The sequence below is a fragment of the Halomonas sp. AOP30-A1-24 genome (genome assembly GCF_052378165.1).
Lineage (GTDB): Bacteria > Pseudomonadota > Gammaproteobacteria > Pseudomonadales > Halomonadaceae > Vreelandella > Vreelandella citrativorans.
This window is the reverse complement of the sequence record NZ_JBQSXL010000027.1, coordinates 35,440-52,422: the sequence shown is the minus strand read 5'-3', so window position 1 is coordinate 52,422 and position 16,983 is coordinate 35,440. Positions and strand designations below refer to the sequence as shown.

The 16,983-nt window shown below is 54.1% G+C and carries 17 protein-coding genes and 1 pseudogene; 9 read left to right on the top strand and 9 right to left on the bottom strand.

The window, feature by feature from the left end; genetic code table 11:
- The 5 genes and pseudogenes from ACT3TJ_RS14610 to ACT3TJ_RS14590 all read left to right on the top strand — a co-directional run.
- A pseudogene (locus ACT3TJ_RS14610) lies at nucleotides 1–186 on the top strand (hypothetical protein); the annotation flags it as partial.
- Nucleotides 187–333: 147 nt separating this feature from the next.
- Nucleotides 334–1,467: a Fic family protein gene (locus ACT3TJ_RS14605; protein ID WP_444622415.1), complete on the top strand. Its 1,134-nt coding sequence runs from the start codon at nucleotides 334–336 to the stop codon at nucleotides 1,465–1,467.
- A gap of 195 nt (nucleotides 1,468–1,662) precedes the next feature.
- The gene (locus tag ACT3TJ_RS14600; protein ID WP_444622414.1) at nucleotides 1,663–2,481 is read left to right on the top strand and encodes a type IV toxin-antitoxin system AbiEi family antitoxin domain-containing protein; all 819 of its coding nucleotides are present in this window, start codon (nucleotides 1,663–1,665) and stop codon (nucleotides 2,479–2,481) included.
- The gene (locus ACT3TJ_RS14595; protein WP_444622413.1) at nucleotides 2,465–3,403 is read left to right on the top strand and encodes a nucleotidyl transferase AbiEii/AbiGii toxin family protein; all 939 of its coding nucleotides are present in this window, start codon (nucleotides 2,465–2,467) and stop codon (nucleotides 3,401–3,403) included. The genes ACT3TJ_RS14600 and ACT3TJ_RS14595 overlap by 17 nt, the downstream gene beginning before the upstream one ends.
- A gap of 69 nt (nucleotides 3,404–3,472) precedes the next feature.
- Nucleotides 3,473–4,423 carry a DUF808 domain-containing protein gene (locus tag ACT3TJ_RS14590; RefSeq protein ID WP_444622412.1) on the top strand — a complete coding sequence of 317 codons (951 nt, stop codon included), beginning with the start codon at nucleotides 3,473–3,475 and terminating at the stop codon, nucleotides 4,421–4,423.
- Nucleotides 4,424–4,458: 35 nt separating this feature from the next.
- Here ACT3TJ_RS14590 and ACT3TJ_RS14585 read toward each other — a convergent pair whose 3' ends face one another.
- Nucleotides 4,459–4,767 carry a hypothetical protein gene (locus ACT3TJ_RS14585; RefSeq protein WP_149573861.1) on the bottom strand — a complete coding sequence of 103 codons (309 nt, stop codon included), beginning with the start codon at nucleotides 4,765–4,767 and terminating at the stop codon, nucleotides 4,459–4,461.
- Between the two features lie 409 nt (nucleotides 4,768–5,176).
- Between ACT3TJ_RS14585 and ACT3TJ_RS14580 the strand changes: the two genes are divergently transcribed.
- Nucleotides 5,177–6,160, top strand: a complete 984-nt coding sequence (locus ACT3TJ_RS14580; protein ID WP_444622417.1) for a DUF1852 domain-containing protein — start codon at nucleotides 5,177–5,179, stop codon at nucleotides 6,158–6,160.
- A 28-nt stretch (nucleotides 6,161–6,188) separates the two neighbouring features.
- Entirely contained in the window at nucleotides 6,189–7,211 is a 1,023-nt protein-coding gene (locus tag ACT3TJ_RS14575) for a methionine synthase (protein WP_444622411.1), read from the top strand.
- Between the two features lie 119 nt (nucleotides 7,212–7,330).
- On the opposite strand, the gene ACT3TJ_RS14570 is transcribed toward ACT3TJ_RS14575, so the two are convergent.
- From ACT3TJ_RS14570 to ACT3TJ_RS14540, 7 genes are all read right to left on the bottom strand, one after another.
- Complete coding sequence (locus tag ACT3TJ_RS14570) at nucleotides 7,331–8,833, bottom strand: tripartite tricarboxylate transporter permease (RefSeq protein ID WP_441680006.1); 1,503 nt, start codon at nucleotides 8,831–8,833, stop codon at nucleotides 7,331–7,333.
- On the bottom strand, nucleotides 8,833–9,285 hold the full coding sequence (locus ACT3TJ_RS14565; RefSeq protein ID WP_441680004.1) for a tripartite tricarboxylate transporter TctB family protein: 453 nt from the start codon (nucleotides 9,283–9,285) through the stop codon (nucleotides 8,833–8,835). Before ACT3TJ_RS14565 ends, ACT3TJ_RS14570 begins: the two co-directional genes overlap by 1 nt.
- 53 nt (nucleotides 9,286–9,338) lie before the next feature.
- Nucleotides 9,339–10,310: a Bug family tripartite tricarboxylate transporter substrate binding protein gene (locus ACT3TJ_RS14560; protein ID WP_441680002.1), complete on the bottom strand. Its 972-nt coding sequence runs from the start codon at nucleotides 10,308–10,310 to the stop codon at nucleotides 9,339–9,341.
- Between the two features lie 95 nt (nucleotides 10,311–10,405).
- Nucleotides 10,406–11,107, bottom strand: coding sequence for an RraA family protein (locus ACT3TJ_RS14555; RefSeq protein ID WP_444622410.1), 702 nt, complete (start codon nucleotides 11,105–11,107; stop codon nucleotides 10,406–10,408).
- Nucleotides 11,104–12,075, bottom strand: a complete 972-nt coding sequence (locus ACT3TJ_RS14550) for a hydroxyacid dehydrogenase (RefSeq protein ID WP_441679998.1) — start codon at nucleotides 12,073–12,075, stop codon at nucleotides 11,104–11,106. The genes ACT3TJ_RS14555 and ACT3TJ_RS14550 overlap by 4 nt, the downstream gene beginning before the upstream one ends.
- Nucleotides 12,072–12,908: a citryl-CoA lyase gene (locus ACT3TJ_RS14545; protein ID WP_444622409.1), complete on the bottom strand. Its 837-nt coding sequence runs from the start codon at nucleotides 12,906–12,908 to the stop codon at nucleotides 12,072–12,074. The genes ACT3TJ_RS14550 and ACT3TJ_RS14545 overlap by 4 nt, the downstream gene beginning before the upstream one ends.
- On the bottom strand, nucleotides 12,905–14,122 hold the full coding sequence (locus ACT3TJ_RS14540) for a CaiB/BaiF CoA transferase family protein (protein WP_444622408.1): 1,218 nt from the start codon (nucleotides 14,120–14,122) through the stop codon (nucleotides 12,905–12,907). The genes ACT3TJ_RS14545 and ACT3TJ_RS14540 overlap by 4 nt, the downstream gene beginning before the upstream one ends.
- Nucleotides 14,123–14,288: 166 nt before the next feature.
- On the opposite strand from ACT3TJ_RS14540, the gene ACT3TJ_RS14535 reads away from it, so the two are divergent.
- A complete protein-coding gene (locus tag ACT3TJ_RS14535) occupies nucleotides 14,289–14,972 on the top strand; it encodes an IclR family transcriptional regulator (protein WP_444622407.1) in 684 nt (227 codons plus the stop codon).
- A gap of 276 nt (nucleotides 14,973–15,248) precedes the next feature.
- Here the strand turns inward: ACT3TJ_RS14535 and ACT3TJ_RS14530 are convergent, their stop codons facing one another.
- Entirely contained in the window at nucleotides 15,249–16,034 is a 786-nt protein-coding gene (locus ACT3TJ_RS14530; RefSeq protein WP_444622406.1) for an AraC family transcriptional regulator, read from the bottom strand.
- Between the two features lie 107 nt (nucleotides 16,035–16,141).
- Between ACT3TJ_RS14530 and ACT3TJ_RS14525 the strand changes: the two genes are divergently transcribed.
- A complete protein-coding gene (locus tag ACT3TJ_RS14525; RefSeq protein ID WP_444622405.1) occupies nucleotides 16,142–16,951 on the top strand; it encodes a sulfite exporter TauE/SafE family protein in 810 nt (269 codons plus the stop codon).
- Nucleotides 16,952–16,983 lie beyond the last annotated feature (32 nt).

The window sequence follows — 16,983 nt, the reverse complement described above, 5'->3', positions numbered from 1 at the left end:
TACTTAAAGGCTCTTTGGCTCGTGCTTAAGAAGCGGTGTCTATTTACGACTACATGCGCGAGCAGCGCCAGCTTTCGAAAGAGCGCGGTGTTGGTGGACGGCAGCGCCAACGGTCGGCTTGTCTGGACGGATGCTAACAGCAAAACTCTGAAAGCCATTCAAGACGTGCGGTTATCTGTTATTTAGCCAAGGCGTTTTCAACTTGTCCAAGTTTAATGTTCGACGCTGCTGAAACTAATCTTTTCCTCTATCAAGTCCTCGGCCTAGCTCATGAGCCGAATATAAACCATAATCGGCTCATAATATGATCTGAATAGGCGGGGCAATCGGCTCATGTATATTTGGGAACAGCATAATTGGCCGCACTTTGAGTGGGTTGAGTCCGTTCTTCGGCCTACGTTGGACGCCGTACGGCTACTGCAGGGCCGTGTGCTGGGTAAAACCGAGGCGGCCCACGGTCAGGCTGATCTGGATGTGGAGATGGACGCACTGATCCAGAATGCTATTCGTACCAGCGAAATCGAAGGTGAGCGCCTGGACGTTGGCTCTGTGAGGTCTTCCGTTGCACGCCAGTTGGGTTTAGAGCAGGCCGGTATCTCTGCCAGAACAACACCTGAATCCGAGGCGCTGGTCGAGCTATTGCTGCAATCCACGCATCAGTTGGATGTGCCGCTTTCCCGCGAAGAGTTGTGCCTCTGGCAATCCATGCTTTTTGTGCAAGGCCCCGGCGTGCTTGGTAATGTACGTGTAGGCGAGCTGCGTGGCGACCACTCTATGCAAGTGGTGTCGGGGCGGCTTAATCGGCCTACCGTTCATTTTGAAGCACCGCCCCGTGGGCAGTTGGAGGCTGAGCTGGATGCATTTATTACTTGGTTCAACCAGCCACCACCGGGACTTGATGGGCTGGTTCGCGCTGGCATAACCCATCTATGGTTGATTACCTTACACCCCTTTGATGATGGTAATGGTCGCGTTACCCGCGCGGTAACAGATCGTGCGCTGGCACAAGCAGAGCAACAATCCGTTCGCTTCTATTCTTTGAGCGCAGCCATCATGGCGCGCCGCAATGCTTACTACGAGCAACTTGAAAGCGCTCAGAAAGGCAGTCTCGATATTACGCCGTGGTTGTTGTGGTTTCTGGATACGCTGAAAGAGGCACTTGAACAGGCGCTGCTAAGAATCGACCGTGTGTTAATGAAAGCCACCTTCTGGCAGCGCCATGCGAGCACCGTGCTGAACGAACGGCAAATCAAGGTGCTGAATCGCTTATTGGATACAACAGGGGAGGAGTTTGAGCAGGGTATCAATGCTCGTAAGTACCAATCGTTGGCCAGGGTAAGTAAAGCCACCGCAACGCGGGATTTGGCAGAGCTGCTGGAAAAAGGCTGCCTTTTCAAACTACCCGGCGGCGGTCGCAGCACGCGCTATACGGTGTTACTTGAGCGAACAGTGGACGGCTCCTTGTAGTGGCGATCTTTGCCATTTAAGACTTGATTGCCACTGAAGTGGAAAGTACGCAGGTCGCTATGCCATGGGATGTGCATAAGGTATTTGTTGCTGAGGTTTATAAAACTCCTGATAAAGTCACTATGAGTGACTTTTTTTGGTATTTATTAAACCCTGGTCATTGTGCTGGTTTATGGAAAGTGTATTTTAGTCACCATGAGTGATCAAAATGATGGAAAGTTAAACCGCCTGCTGGCTGGGCTAAGCGATACTGGCGTGGTTTCCAGTCGGTGGTTAAGAGCGCATGGCTATTACAGTAGCTTGTTGGCCCGTTATGTCGGCAGCGGTTGGCTGGTCTCCCCGGCGCGTGGTGTGTACATGCGCAAAGGAGGTTCCCTCCATTGGGAAGGGGTAGTACGAGCGTTACAACAGATGGAAGGTCTGTCGCTGCATATAGGTGGGCGCTTTGCCTTGGCCTGGCTTGGGCATGAGCATTACTTGCGCTTGGGCGAAGCTGAAGTGGTCACGCTCTATGGGCCAGATCGTATGCCAGGGTGGGTACACAAGCTGCCGTTGGTAGAGCGCATTGAATACTGCGGCAAAGGGCCTTTCGATCTGCCTGAGATTCCATTCACTGGTGAAACGACGGGTCAGGCATTGCTGGACCAAGGGTTGGAGCAAAGAGAAGCATTACCCAGCGGGATGCTGATGTTTTCGACCCCGGAACGCGCCATGCTGGAGTTATGTGATGAGGCGTCTGATGCTGGGAGGGTCTACGAAGTGGACGCTTTAATGCAGGCCATGGCCACCCTACGCCCTCGGCGGCTTGAAATGCTGCTGCGCCATTGTCACAGCATCAAGGCCAAGCGTCTGTTTCTCGCGCTGGCCGAGCGTCATGGGCACGCCTGGTTTTCGCACCTATCGATTGAGGGTGTGGATCTTGGTCGTGGTAAGCGTTCGCTGGTTCCTGGCGGCCGCCTGCATCCCACGTATCACATCGTCCTGCCGGGAGACCTTGATGAGCAGTTGGGATAAACGCTACAGCGACCGTGTGCAATTGCTGGTAGATATCCTGCCGGTGCTGGCAAAGGAAACTCGGTTTGCACTAAAGGGCGGTACCGCCATCAACTTGTTTGAGCATGATCTCCCCAGGCTGTCAGTGGACATCGACTTGACCTGGCTGCCTGTGCAGAATTTTGAGACAGGCGTGGCGGACATTGCTGCGGCACTAGAGCAGTTGGCGGAGACCTTGCGTGCACGCCCTTTGCAATTACAGGTACAGACATCGGGTGGCGCGAACACAGGGGGAATCACACGATTAATTTGCAGCCGTGGCCGGGCGCGTGTGCAGATTGAAACAACCCCAGTGATGCGTGGCACAGTACACTCGGTGCGAACGATGGTGGTCCAACCGGCAGTCGAACAGGCCTTCGGCTTTGCAACAACACAGGTGCTCGATTTTGCCGATCTCTACGCTGGAAAATTGGCGGCGGCCTTGTCTCGTCAACATCCCAGGGATCTGTTCGACATTGGCTTGTTACTGGAAGATGAACGGGCCGATGCGACATTATGGCGAACCTTTCTGGTGTATCTAACGTGTAGCCCTAAACCGGCTTGGGAACTCTTGGCTCCCCGGGAACCAGTGGATTTTGAGACGATCTTTGATGCCCATTTCAAGGGAATGACCGCCAAGCCGGTGACGGCGGCGCAACTGCTGGAGAACAGAGCACAGTTACTGCTATGGATATCCAAAAAGCTGGATAAGCCGTCATGTGACTTTCTATGGTCCGTTGAAAATGAGCAGCCTGATTTTGAATTGATCCATTTAGAAGGCGCAGCAGCATTGCCAGGGGTAGTCCGAAAGCTGCAAAACCTTACCCGTCGCTCGAAAGCCAAGCGTCAGGCGGATCGCCATGAACTTGAGCAGACCCTGGCACGGATAGTATCTGATGTGTGAAGAGACGCGCTCCGCCCAACCCGCTATGTGCTTTACTATCTACACCTGTTATTCACGGAGGAATCAGCCATGGCCATAGGCGGCTTGATTGGATTACTGGATGACATTGCCGCATTGGCAAAGTTGTCCGCAGCATCATTGGACGATGTGAGTGCCGCCGCTGGGCGGGCGACGGCGAAGGCGGCCGGGGTCGTGGTGGATGATACGGCGGTAACGCCGCAGTATTTGCAAGGAGTGGCCGCGGAGCGTGAACTGGCAATTGTGAAGAAGATCGCGCTGGGTTCGATCCGCAACAAGTTGATTTTTATCCTGCCGGTGGCGCTGCTGTTGAATCACTTTTTGCCCGCGCTATTGCCGATCATCCTGATGGTGGGCGGCACCTACCTGGCCTTTGAGGGCGCTGAGAAGGTCTGGCACAAGCTTTCCGGCAAGCATGATGACGAGAAGCCTGCGGTAGAGAAGGGGCCGGAAGCTGAGAAAAAGATCGTGAGTGGTGCCGTTCGCACCGACCTGATTCTTTCCGCTGAAATCATGGTGATTGCGCTTTCTACTGTTTCCCATCAAGGGTTCTGGTCTCAGCTGGCGAGCCTGGTGGTGGTCGCGTTTGTCATCACTGTTCTGGTGTATGGCGTGGTGGCGATGTTGGTCAGGATGGATGATTTCGGGCTGAAGCTCGCCCAGCGGGACAGTTCGGGTATGCAGAAACTGGGCCGTGGGCTGGTAACGGCCATGCCCAAGGTGCTAGCGACCATCGCCGTGGTGGGTACCATCGCCATGCTCTGGGTGGGAGGACATATCCTGATGGTCAATCTAGGTGCCGATGGAACGGGTTGGTTCAATTCCCCCTATGCGTGGGTTCACCACATTGAGCATGGCATTAGCGGGGCAACCGGTGCCTTGGGCGGCCTGCTGGGCTGGAGCTTCAATACGCTGTGCTCAGCGGTGATTGGCTTTTTGGTGGGTTCGGTGGTGGTGGGTGTGCTGCACCTCGTTCCCTTCAAGAAGGCGCATTCGGCATAGGTGGGCCGCGACGGGCGTACCAGAGAACCAAGAGTTTAGTTATAAACGCTTTCACAGTTGTCGCGATACAGCGGGGCATCGGTGCCCAACGCCAGTCGCTTGGTGTTGCTGTTGTAGTAGAAGCGACCGGACTCGGCGCCTGAAAGCGCATAGTCGCCGCACACCCCATACCCCTTGTTGACAGTCGCCAGGTTGGAAATTTCGGCCGGTGCTTGGCTATTAAGACGCTCCGAAATCGTCTCGGCGATGTGGGCATCACGCTGGGCCTCGGAATAGGCCTGGCCACCGAATATCAGGCCCGCAACGACGAAAATGGCGACGACGGGAATCCATAGGTTATGCATAGCGTGTCCAGTGAAAGAATATAAACGTGCATGAAGTCTGCAGAAAACTATTTAGCGGGATAATAACTTTATCAGATTTGCGCAGAAAACCCCGTACTTTTAGTGCGGGGATGTCGAGCGCGTCGTATGACTACCTAAATTCATCAAGCCCAACGCAGCCAGCATCTTTTTCAGTTGAAGAGTCGGTTTTCACTATGAATTTTTCTAAACTTACCATGAAATAAGACCATTTTTATTCATCTTTGTACTCCTGTATAAAATCCCCAGCACTCTTCGTTATAGAGCCTGCCAGCTTCTCATGAATAAGGCTGTCAGGTTTAAAAGCTGTAAAGCCGCCCGGTTTATAAATATTGGGCCGTTCCGCAGAAGCGAAGAACCGGTTCGATTTTTTACTATTGGAGGCGAGATGATGAATAACGACGTCGCATTTACTATCAAGCGTATCGGCTTCGATGAGAATTATCGTCCGTCGGACAATACGCGTATCACGACCAACTTTGCCAATTTGGCCCGGGGCGAAAGGCGGCGCGAGAACCTCCGCAATACGCTGGAAATGATCAATAACCGTTTCAATGCCCTGGTGCATTGGGATAACCCCGAAGGGCGTCGTTATTGCGTCGAACTCGACATCATTTCCGTGAGTATGGAGGTTGGCGCAAGGGGCCATGAAGCGCCTTTTCAAATCATCGAGATACTCAAAACTAGTTTTCTGGACAAGCAAACCGGCAAACGCATCGACGGTATCGTAGGGAACAACTTTTCATCCTATGTCCGAGATTACGACTTTAGCGTGCGGCTTTTAGAGCATAACAAGCACCAGTCGACTTTCAGTATTCCGGATGATTTTGGTGTTCTGCACGGCAACTTGTTTAAAAGCTTCGTGGATTCACCCGTTTACAAAGAGCATTTCGGGAAGCCTCCCGTCATATGCTTGAGCGTGTCGGATAACAAGGTCTATCACCGAACCGATAATCAGCATCCCGTATTGGGGGTTGAATATCAGCCGAACGAGTCTTCGCTGACCGAGCAGTACTTCAAGAAGATGGGGCTTCAGGTTCGCTACTTTATGCCTGCCAACAGTGCTGCCCCGCTGGCGTTTTATTTTTCTGGAGATTTGCTCAACGATTACACCAATCTTGAGCTTGCCGGCACCATCAGCACCATGGAGTCTTTTCAGAAGATTTACCGGCCTGAGATCTACAACGCCAATGCGGTTGCGGGCAACGTTTATCAGCCCAACTTGAAAAACTCGGATCATTCGCTCACGCAAATCGTTTACGACCGAGAAGAACGTAGCCAATTGGCCGCCGAGCAGGGGAAGTTTGCTGAAGAGCACTTCATCAAACCCTATCAGGCGATGCTTGAGCAGTGGTCTTCCAGCGGCTCGCTCTAACTTAACCAGATATACGGGATGATGACTCATGAGTAAACTGTTACCTACCTCGACGGCGGGCAGCCTACCCAAACCCTCCTGGCTTGCGCAGCCCGAAACCCTTTGGTCGCCCTGGAAACTGCAAGACGAGGCGTTGATTGAAGGTAAACAGGATGCGCTGCGCGTGTCGCTGCAGGAACAGCAGCAAGCCGGTATCGATATCGTCAGCGATGGCGAACAAACGCGTCAACATTTCGTGACAACCTTTATCGAGCATCTTAGCGGCGTCGATTTTGAAAAGCGCAAAACCGTGAGAATTCGCAATCGCTACGATGCGAGCGTGCCGACGGTTGTGGGCGAGATCAACCGCCATAAGCCAGTTTTCGTCGAAGATGCCAGGTTTTTGCGCGAGCAAACCCGCCAACCCATCAAATGGGCGCTACCGGGCCCGATGACCATGATCGACACGCTGTATGACGATCACTATAAAAGTCGTGAGAAGCTGGCGTGGGAGTTCGCGAAAGCGCTCAATCAGGAGGCTCGGGAACTGGAGGCAGCAGGCATCGATATTATTCAGTTCGACGAACCTGCGTTCAACGTGTTTTTCGATGAGGTGAATGACTGGGGAATCGCCGCCTTGGAAAGAGCCATTGAAGGGCTCAAATGCGAAACGGCTGTCCATATCTGTTATGGCTACGGCATTAAAGCCAATACGGATTGGAAAAAGACGCTGGGATCGGAGTGGAGGCAATATGAAGAAGTCTTCCCCCGGCTGCAAAAATCCAACATCGATATTGTTTCGTTGGAGTGCCAGAACTCCCACGTGCCCATCGAGCTGGTCGAACTTCTGCGCGGCAAGAAGGTGATGCTGGGTGCCATCGACGTCGCCACCAACACCATCGAAACGCCGGAAGAAGTCGCCGCAACGCTTAGAAAAGCACTTCAGTTCGTTGATGCCGACAAGCTCTACCCGTGCACCAACTGTGGCATGGCGCCGCTATCTCGCTCGGTTGCGCGAGGCAAGCTCAGTGCCTTGAGTGCCGGAGCGGAGATCGTTCGAAAAGAACTTTGATATCTTAACGTCAGTAAAAATCTGGTTTCTATCTGGGAACGAGGTGGGGCTGACGACTCTGAACGCCTGCTCCTATACATGGCAGAGCAAGCGTTCAGATTAAGTAAATCAGATCTAGCTTAGCCCTGAGCAAGCGCGCGGCGTGCTTTAAGCGTGGAAAAAAAGCTCCATACCAAAATCAGCGCAGCAATGGCGAGGATGGTGGCGCTGATCGGCCGCTCAATGAAGGTCGCAAAATCTCCCGACGAGAGCAGCATGGCGCGGCGGAAGTTGTCCTCCATCATCGGGCCAAGTACAAACCCCAAAATGAGCGGCGCCGCTGGGAAAGCCAGTTTGCGCATCAAAACGCCCAACGCACCGAATATCATCACCAGTAGTACGTCGAACGAGCTGTTATTGACGCTGTAGGTGCCCAGGCAAATGAACATCAATACGGCGGGAAACAGCAGATGATAAGGGACGGCAAGCAGGCGTACCCATAGACCAATAAGAGGAACGTTAAGGATAACCAGCATAATATTACCGATCCAGAAGCTCATGACGAGACCCCAGAAAAGGCTCGGTTGCTCTGTCATCAGACCGGGGCCAGGTGTAACGCCATGAATAATGAGCGCACCTAACATTAGTGCCATTGTCGGGCTACCGGGTATACCCAAGGCCAGAGTAGGGATGAACGAGGTTTGGTCAGCTGCGTTATTGGCTGATTCCGGAGCCATGACGCCTTCAATTGCTCCTTTACCAAATCGGCTTGGATCTTTGGATGAGCGCTTTTCCACTGCATAAGCGATAAACGCGGCCAGTGACGGGCCTGTTCCCGGTAGGGCGCCAAAGAATGAGCCAATGCTTGAGCCGCGCAGCATCGGGAACCACGAACGTCGCATATCATCGCGCGTAGGTTTCATGGCACGTAGCGTCAGGTCAGACGATTTAAAGCGGTTTGCCTTAACACTGCCAACGCTAATAATGAGCTCCGCTACCCCGAACACTCCCATGGCCAGTGCTACCAGGCTAATGCCGTCACCGAGTTCTGGGATACCAAAGGCAAAACGTTGTGTGCCTGTGTAAACGTCGGTACCGATACTGCCAAGGAAAATACCCAGCATGACCATGACGAAGCCTTTGACTGCGGAGCCATCAGCAATACCGGTCGCCGCAATTAGCCCTAGCAGCATTAATGAGAAGTACTCAGCGGGGCCCATGCTCAAGGCATATTGTGCTATCACCGGTGCGAAAAGGGTCAGGATGACGATGCCGATGGAGCCGCCAACGAAAGAGGCCACTGTGGTCATAAACAGAGCAACGGCACCACGACCTTTTTGTGCCATAGGGTAGCCATCTAAACAGACCACCGCATTGGCAGGCGTGCCTGGTACGTTAAGCAGGATAGACGCCGTGCTGCCACCGTAACTCGTGCCGTACCATATTCCTGCCAGCATTATGAGTGCTGATGTCACTTCCATATGAAACGTTATGGGAAACAGCATGGAAATGGCGGCTAAAACGCCAACGCCCGGGATAACGCCAAGCAGTGTTCCTAGAAACACGCCAACAAAGCAGAAAAACAGGTTGCTGAACGAAAGTGCGGTGTGCAAACCAAGCGAAAGATTGCCAAAAAAGTCCATTAGAATGCCCACCTGAAGATCGGTATGTTCATGCCAAGTGCCAAGCGGAAGATCAAAATGGCCACCAGAATGAGAAAGGCGATGAGTGCCAAAACCGTCTTGATTCGCAACTGCTTATCGGCAAGCGAGGTGATCAGTGTTAACAGGAAAATGGCAGGTACTAAGCCAACACGTGGTACTGCAAGAGAGAAGACCAAAATTCCGCTGAGGATAGCGGCTAGCGGGCGCCACTCAATGCTTGGCATTGGAAAATGTGGGCGCGATGCGCCTCCAATGGTAAGCATTATGCCAAGCAGGGCAATAATCGATCCTATGCCCATAGGAACCATGCCAGGCCCCATACGCTGAAGTGACCCAAGGTTATAATGCGTAGTGGCATAGGCGGCAATGATTAAGCCAAAAGCTGCCAGTGCCATCCCCGTAATAATGTCAACGATATCGCGATTTAGCATAATGATGTCTCCCATAAGGCCGAGCAAATAAATCAATGCCCGGCCTTAAATGATCACTCCACTGTCGCGCCCGAGGCGCTTACTGCTTCAGCCCAGCGCTCATACTCGGCCTGCAGGTAAGCAGCAAATTCATCGGCGGAACCACCTTCCACCGTACTGCCCTCGTTCTCTATCGTTTCGATCAGGCGTTCATCCTGAAGAGCCTGATTGATAGCGGCGTTAAAGGTTGCGACTACATCGTCGGGAAGACCGGCGGGGCCGACCACTGCTTTCCAGTCGGAGGCTTCAAAACCTTCATAGCCTAACTCGGCTATCGAGGGAACATCGGGTAGCGCCGCGTTGCGCTCAGCCGAGGTAACGGCTAATGCTTTTAATGAGCCTGACCGAATATGCGACAATAAGCTGGGAAGGCTGGCAGTCACAAAGTCCACATGCCCACCAATGGCGTCCGTTACCGCTTGGGCCGCACCGGGGTAGGGTACATGCATGAACTCTACGTCTGCTTGGTCGCTAAATACTTCCATCGACAGGTGACTCACCGTGCCAGAGCCGGGCGTACTCATGGACACTTTGCCTGGGTTTTCTCTGGCGGCGGCGACTAAAGATTCAAAATCTTCGTAGGCCGAGTTCTGGTTAACGGCCAGCACCATGGGTTGTGAGCTAACTAGCGCAATAGGCGTAAAATCATTTAATGAGTCGTAGGGGATGCTGGCGTACAGCGTTGGGTTAATCGCCATGTTAGACGTTTGCCCCATACCCATAACCTGCCCATCATTTTTAGCACGCGCAAGTTGTGAAAGGCCGATGTTGCCTCCTGCTCCGCCGCGGTTCTCAATAACAAAGTTCCATCCTTGCTGCTCGGAAAGCTTCTCTGTCAGTACGCGTGAAGCAAAATCAGTACCTCCACCGGCGGAGAAGGGCACAATGAAGTCGATTGATCCTTTGGGATAGGACTGGGCCATTCCTACGGCAGGAAGAATAAGCAATGCAGCGCAAGCGATAGATTTTAAAGCGTTGTTTTTCATGGCGTGTTCCTTATTATTGATGTTGTCGTACTGCTTGTTGTTGTGTGCTGAAGAAATGTTATGTGTTGAAGTAACGTCGTGTTCTGGGGTAATGACTAAAGCGGACAGCCTTTCTTACGCAGGATGGAATCGAAGCGCTCGCGGTCGACCTCGCCGGTTTCATTCTGCGCACGTATACGCGCCTCTTTCGCTGCCTGGGTTTGGCACAGGCTTAAAAGCGCCTCGGCTTCACTAGCGGGGATAGCGATAACGCCGTCGGCGTCGCCCAGAATTAAGTCACCAGGCATCACTGTCATGCCTGCACAGGAAATAGGAATGTTTATCTGGCCAGGGCCATCCTTGCTGGGGCCACGATGAACATGGCCGCGGGCGTAAACTGGTAAGACGCCTTCGGCCCATTCAGCGACATCGCGCAGCGCGCCATCAATCACGATACCACCTAGTTGGCGGGCAATTGCTGTTGTGCGCATCAGCCCACCAATCACCGCGGTAGAGAGGTTGCCGCCCCCGTCGATAACGATAATGTCACCTGGCTGGGCGCGCTGTATGGCGACATGCACCATGAGGTTGTCACCTGGGCGGGTACGCACCGTAATAGCCGTACCACACATGGTGAGTCCAAGGTCGTTGTGATAAGCGCAAAGGCCTACTGCACCGGTGTGCCGCCCCATCACATCCCCCGCATGAGCGACCGGCACTTGTTTAAAGGCGGTCAGCAGCTTTTGCGTTAGGGTGGTTTGGCGCGGTTGGACAGCAAAGCCAGCAGGCCATGTTCCGCCATCAAGCGTCATGCTCATTGGGTTATCTCCAGTAAGTGTTCGTTGACGATGCGTCCATGCGCAGGGGAATGCCCAGACAGCAGTGCCAAGGCATTTTCGGCAGCAGCACGGGCAGTCAGTGCCAGCGCTGCATCGCTATTACCGCCTACATGCGGGGTGAGTACCACTTGGGGTAAACGCAGAAGAGGATGATTTTCGGGAGGTGGCTCAATGTTCAAGGTATCCAGCCCCGCGCCTTTTAGGCGGTCAGCCATGATGGCTTCGGCCAAGGCGTCCTCATCAATCAGCCCCCCGCGGGCGGTATTGATCACAATGGCGCCCGAATGAAGCTTCGCGAGTGCTGCGGCATCAATCAGGTTCTGGGTAGAGGGCAACAGCGGGCAGTGCAGAGAGAGGACATCGCTACTGGTTAGCAGGTCGTCCAGGTTAGTCGCCTTGGAAATACCTTCCGGCATGGTTTTCAGGGCGGGGTCATAAGCGATAACGCGCATACCAATGGCATTTGCCATTCGGGCTACATGGCGGGCGATGGTGCCGCAACCCACCAGCCCTAACACGCGGCCTGAAAGTTGTAAGCCAGGGGTTTGCCTCGGCCATTCACCGGCACTAACACGTTGGCTCAGATTCGACACGTTACGCGCCACGGTGATCATCAGACCAATGGCTAGCTCAGCGACCGACTGTGCATTGGTATCACCGACGACTGTCACAGGAATGCCCATCTCAGCCGCTGCTTGAATATCTACTGCGTCATGGCCTACGCCGTGGCGGGATATCGCGCGCAGCCCTTGGCACGATGCAATGGTTGCTTTATTCAGCGTGAGCGTGCGTGCGATGACTGCGTCGATAGGCTGGCTGGCCATTATTTCACCCAGGCTATCTTCCTCCCCTTTGGGGATGAATAGCAGACGACAGCCTGCTTGTTCCAGCACTTCCCGGCCTTCGTCAGCCAGACGTGGAGCCGTCACCAGAATCGTATAACTCATGGCTGGCCGCCTTCCTGCTCAACACTACGGGGAGCATGGCCGGTATAGGTCCAGGTTTCGGTACGGGGGAGTGGGCCTTTATTGCGCTCGGGTCGCTGCATCTGTTCCCAAGCATGGCTCATGATGCCTACCGAGCGAGATAGCACAAACAGGCCGCGGCATAGCGCTGGTGGAAATCCCAGCGCCGCATAAATAGCGCCGGTTGCACCATCTACATTCATGGGAATTGCACGGCTGCGGCCTTGGGATATCTGGCGCTCAACTTCTTCTGCAATGTCGGCGAAATGAGTGTTGATGCTGTCGTCGGCTGTGGCGCGTAGAACCTCCATCAGTTTGGGGGCTCGTGGGTCTTTAGGATGGAAGCGATGCCCGAACCCTGGGATATAGCGCACGCCACTCTCTTTAAGCTTGGCAAGCTCGGTATGGGTGGCAGAGGTAATATCTTCACCAGCTTCACAGCGTGCCTGGATAGCGTTATATAGCGCCACGCACTGCTCGCCCGCACCGCCATGTACATCACCAAGTACATTGGCTGCAGAAGCCATGGCGTTGTTGATGCCTACACCGCAGGTGGATGCAATGCGCGCAATTACAATAGACGGCGCTTGTGGACCGTGGTCAATGGAGCTCATCAGTACCGTGCTTAACAGAGTCGCCTGGGCTGCACTGGGTAGATCGCCGCGTAGCATCAACCAGATCATTTCCGGGAAGCCGACCTTGCCAATCAGATCCTCAATGGCGTAGCCGTGGTAGCGAATTATACCGGGGGACATTTCTATGATATCGGTAGACCACCAGTCTTCACCGGCGGTACGGCGGTTCTCTTCAATCATTTTTCCATCTCTTTGGTTGTTATGTTTGGATGAGTGAAGGCGGCGCGTGCGGCAGCGTCATAGCCGAGCTCTGCAAGGATCGCATCGGTGTCCTGACCCAATGTGGGAGGCGGTGTTTTGGGTTCGGGATCGCCGCTGCCCAGGCGAAAACCTGAGCGCACTACTGAGAGGTTTGTCTGGCCGACGACGCCGGGGAACGTGCGCGTTAACTCACGCTCTTCGACCTGGGGGTGGCGAAGCGCCTGAGGAACGGTGAGCACTTCGCCTGCTGGTATGCCGCGGGCGTTCATTTGTGTTGCCCACTGCTCAGCGGAAGCGCTTTGCAAGGCGGCTTCCAACTCGATAGTTAAAGCGTTACGGTTGCGCTTGCGCTCTTCACGTAATTGAAATCGTGGATCGGATATCAAATCCACGCGCTCTATCAACTGGCACAGAATCTCGAACTGTTCCTGCTTATTGGCGGCGATGTTCAACAACCCATCACCAGTGCGGAAGGTGCCGGATGGGGCCGCCGTTGTATTTTGGTTTCCCATAGGAAGTGGCTCAATGCCACACGTCAGCCAGTTGGATACCACCCAGCCCATGGTGCCCATCATGGACTCAAGCATGGATACATCAATAAACTCGCCGTGCCCGGTTCTATTTCGGCCGACCAAGGCGCTGGAAATGGCGAAAGCTGCGGTCATACCACCGATGGTGTCGCAAACGGGGTAGCCAACGCGCAGCGGTGCAGACGTTTCATCGCCTGTCACGCTCATTACGCCGGAAAGACCTTGGATAATCTGATCGTAAGCAGGGTTCTTTGCCAGCGGGCCGGTTTGTCCAAACCCTGAAATAGCACAGTAGATCAGGCGTGGATTAAGCGCTTGAAGACTCTCATGTCCAAGGCCAAGCCGGTCCATTACGCCAGGGCGAAAGTTTTCGACCAATACATCGGCGGTTTGTACCAGTTTGCGAAAAGCCTGCTTGCCTTGGTCGGATTTTAGATTGAGCTCAATGGAGCGCTTGCCCGCATTCTGGGCGAGAAATGAAACGCCCATTAGTTGGGCATTCAGTTCAGGGTCGGCTCCTAACTGGCGGGCCAAATCTCCACTTCCGGGTTGCTCAACTTTGATGACATCGGCACCCTGCTGCGCTAACTGATAGCAGCAGTAAGGACCAGCAAGAACGTTGGTCAGATCCAGCACCCGAATCCCTTTTAGCAGTTCAGACATGGGGCTTGCCGAATGCTGTAATTTTGATAAGCGGCATAATGGTTCCTTTTTGTTCTGTCAGGCATAATAGTGTTCTTTATGGCAGAACGATTTTTACATGTCAAACATGTTCTATTTTAAAAATGTTTGTTCTGTCAGGTAGAACTAGGTGCAATGGAGGTGTAGCTTGGTCCAAAAGCAAAATCGAGTAGAAGCCGTTGAGCGTGCTTTAACGATCCTGGAAGCGTTTACAGATCAGGAGCGATCGCTGTCGCTCGTTACGTTAGCGGAGCGTACGGGGCTTTATAAAAGCACTATTCTTCGGTTGATAGGATCCTTGGAGCGCTTTGGCTATATCGTTCGTGAAGGCGATGGCACGTATGCTTTGGGGCCCAGCCTATGGCGGTTAGGAAATCTATTCCGTCATACAGGAGATATGGGCGAGCTTATTCGTCCGCAGTTGACTCAATTGGTAGAGCAAACTCAGGAAACGGCATCGTTCTTTATCCGCTTGGGTAACCAGCGCATGTGCCTTTATCGGCTGAACTCGCCAAAGCCTGCCCGGCACCATCTGGATGAAGGGGCATTACTGCCTATTGAACGGGGGGCGACAGGCCGCGTTCTTTTAGCGTTCAGTGGGGAAGAAGGCGCGTTCTATGATAATATCCGTACCAAAGGCTATGCCTTCTCAAAGGGCGAACGAGACCCGGATGTTGCTGCCATAGCGCTGCCGGTACTCGACCGGCATGGAGTAATGCGCGGCGCAATATCCGTTTCTGCATTAATCACCCGGTTAACCGATGATAAAGTCGAATCAACAGTCGAGTTGCTCAAAGCGAGTTGTGACACCTTGCGTGAAACCATGCCTTAAAAAGTATTACCACAGTGACAGCAGGACTGTTGAACACTGGTCTAATTGTCTCGCGTATTTTAGCCTCCAAGCTGCTGTGCCCAATGAGACCCCCCTGCCTTAAATGGTGAAGGAGGAGGCTGCTCTTGCGGGCTTCTTGATAGGTGCCGCTTTGGGACCAGACGCGGGCGGCGGTCATGTCGGAAAAGCGCAGAATTACCGCGCTTTCCATCACTTCAAAGTCGCCGTAGAAGGCGACCAGCAAGAAGTCGAACAACTGATCAGTAGGCGTACTTGCTACTCTTCCAACTGACGATTCGCCGCCCTAACAAAAGCGGTGGGAGTTTGGCCAAGCACCTTACGAAACATACTGGAGAAAGCGGCTGGGCTGTCGTAGCCGAGTTCCAGCGCGGTGCGAGTAACGGAACTACCGGACAGCAGCCTGGGAAGGGCGGCCATCAGGCAGGCTTGTTGACGCCATACGGCAAAGGACATGCCGGTCTGCTGACGGAACAGGCGATTGAAGGTGCGCTGGCTGCGATGCATCTGCCGGGCCCAGTCCTCGGGAGGGCTGTGAATATGTGGCTGGCCGAGAAACGCTCGGCACAGGCTGGCTAGTTGAGGGTCGTGGGGCAGAGGCGCAAATAGCGGCAGGGCCTGAGCCTGTTGCAGTTCGTATAGGAGTAGTTGCGCCAGGGCGCCGTCGCGGCCATTTTCATCATAGAGCGCCGGTAGATGGGCGGAAGCCAGCAGCAGGTGATGCAACAGAGGCGTCACGACCAGCACCTCACAGCTGCAAGTCGTGCGTGGCGCGACGCGGGGCTCGATATACAGGCTTCGGGTGCTCACCCCGTTCATACGTACCTGGTGGCGCTTGCCCGCAGGCAGCCAGACTCCGCTATAGGGCGGCACCATCCAGGTGCCGTCATCCGTATTGACTTCCATCACGCCTGTCATGCCATAGAGAAACTGGGCGCGGCGATGGGCATGAAAGTCAAGAAGCGTACCGGGGCTGTAGTCAGTGCCGATGGCCACCATGGGCCGTGCCACGTGATCCACGTCGGATAAAGGAGTATTGAGCATAATCGTTATTCTGGCCGAAATGCGATGATTATTGTCCAAAAATCGAAGGTCAGCCAGTTCTAGCCGGCATATCCTCCCTGCTGTTGAATTTCATCAGGAGAGTGGCGGTGTATAGCGTATTACTTCTTTGTGGCGGTTTGGCGGGCGTCACCACCGTGTTGTTCGGCTTCGGTGGTGGGTTTGTAGTGGTTCCTTTGCTGTATACCTTGCTGATTGCCGTCCATGGGCCAGATAGCGCGGCGGGTATGGCAGCCATGCATATCGCGGTGGCTACCTCGACGGCGCTGATGATCTTCGCGGCTTCAATGGCAACATGGCGTCATCATCGGCGACAGACCGTGCAGTGGCATCTAGTGCGTCCGCTGGTTGGTTATATCGCCATGGGCGCTGTGTTGGGCGCGGCGGTTGCCGTGTCGTTGAGCGGGGAGTGGGTACGCTGGGCGTTTATCGGCTATCTGGGTATTACGATTGCGGATGCTATTCTGCGGCCCGGTTTTCTGCGTCAGTCAGGGAGTGATGTGCGCCCTATGGGGCGTAGGGTAACGGCGATGGTGGGGACATTGATTGGTGCGGTGGCCGCTTTGCTGGGCGTGGGTGGCAGTGTAATGACCGTTCCGCTTATGCGTCGTAGAGGCGCGAGCATGACGGCGGCCACGGCCATGGCCAATCCGTTGTCGTTGCCCATGGCAGTGAGTGGCACCGCGACATATGTGTTGCTGTCGGCAAATCACTCAGCGCTAGGAAACTGGTATGCCGGTTATGTGGATCTGCGTGCCTTGCTGGTACTTGCGGTGGGCTCATGGCTCGGTATCCGCTTGGCGTCAGTCTGGATCGGGCGCATCCCTGACCGTATTCATGCCAAGGTGTACCTGTTATTGCTGACAATGGTGCTGGTGGTGATGGTTTTTATGCATTGAATTGAGTCAGGCTGTGGCGATGAACTGTTTTA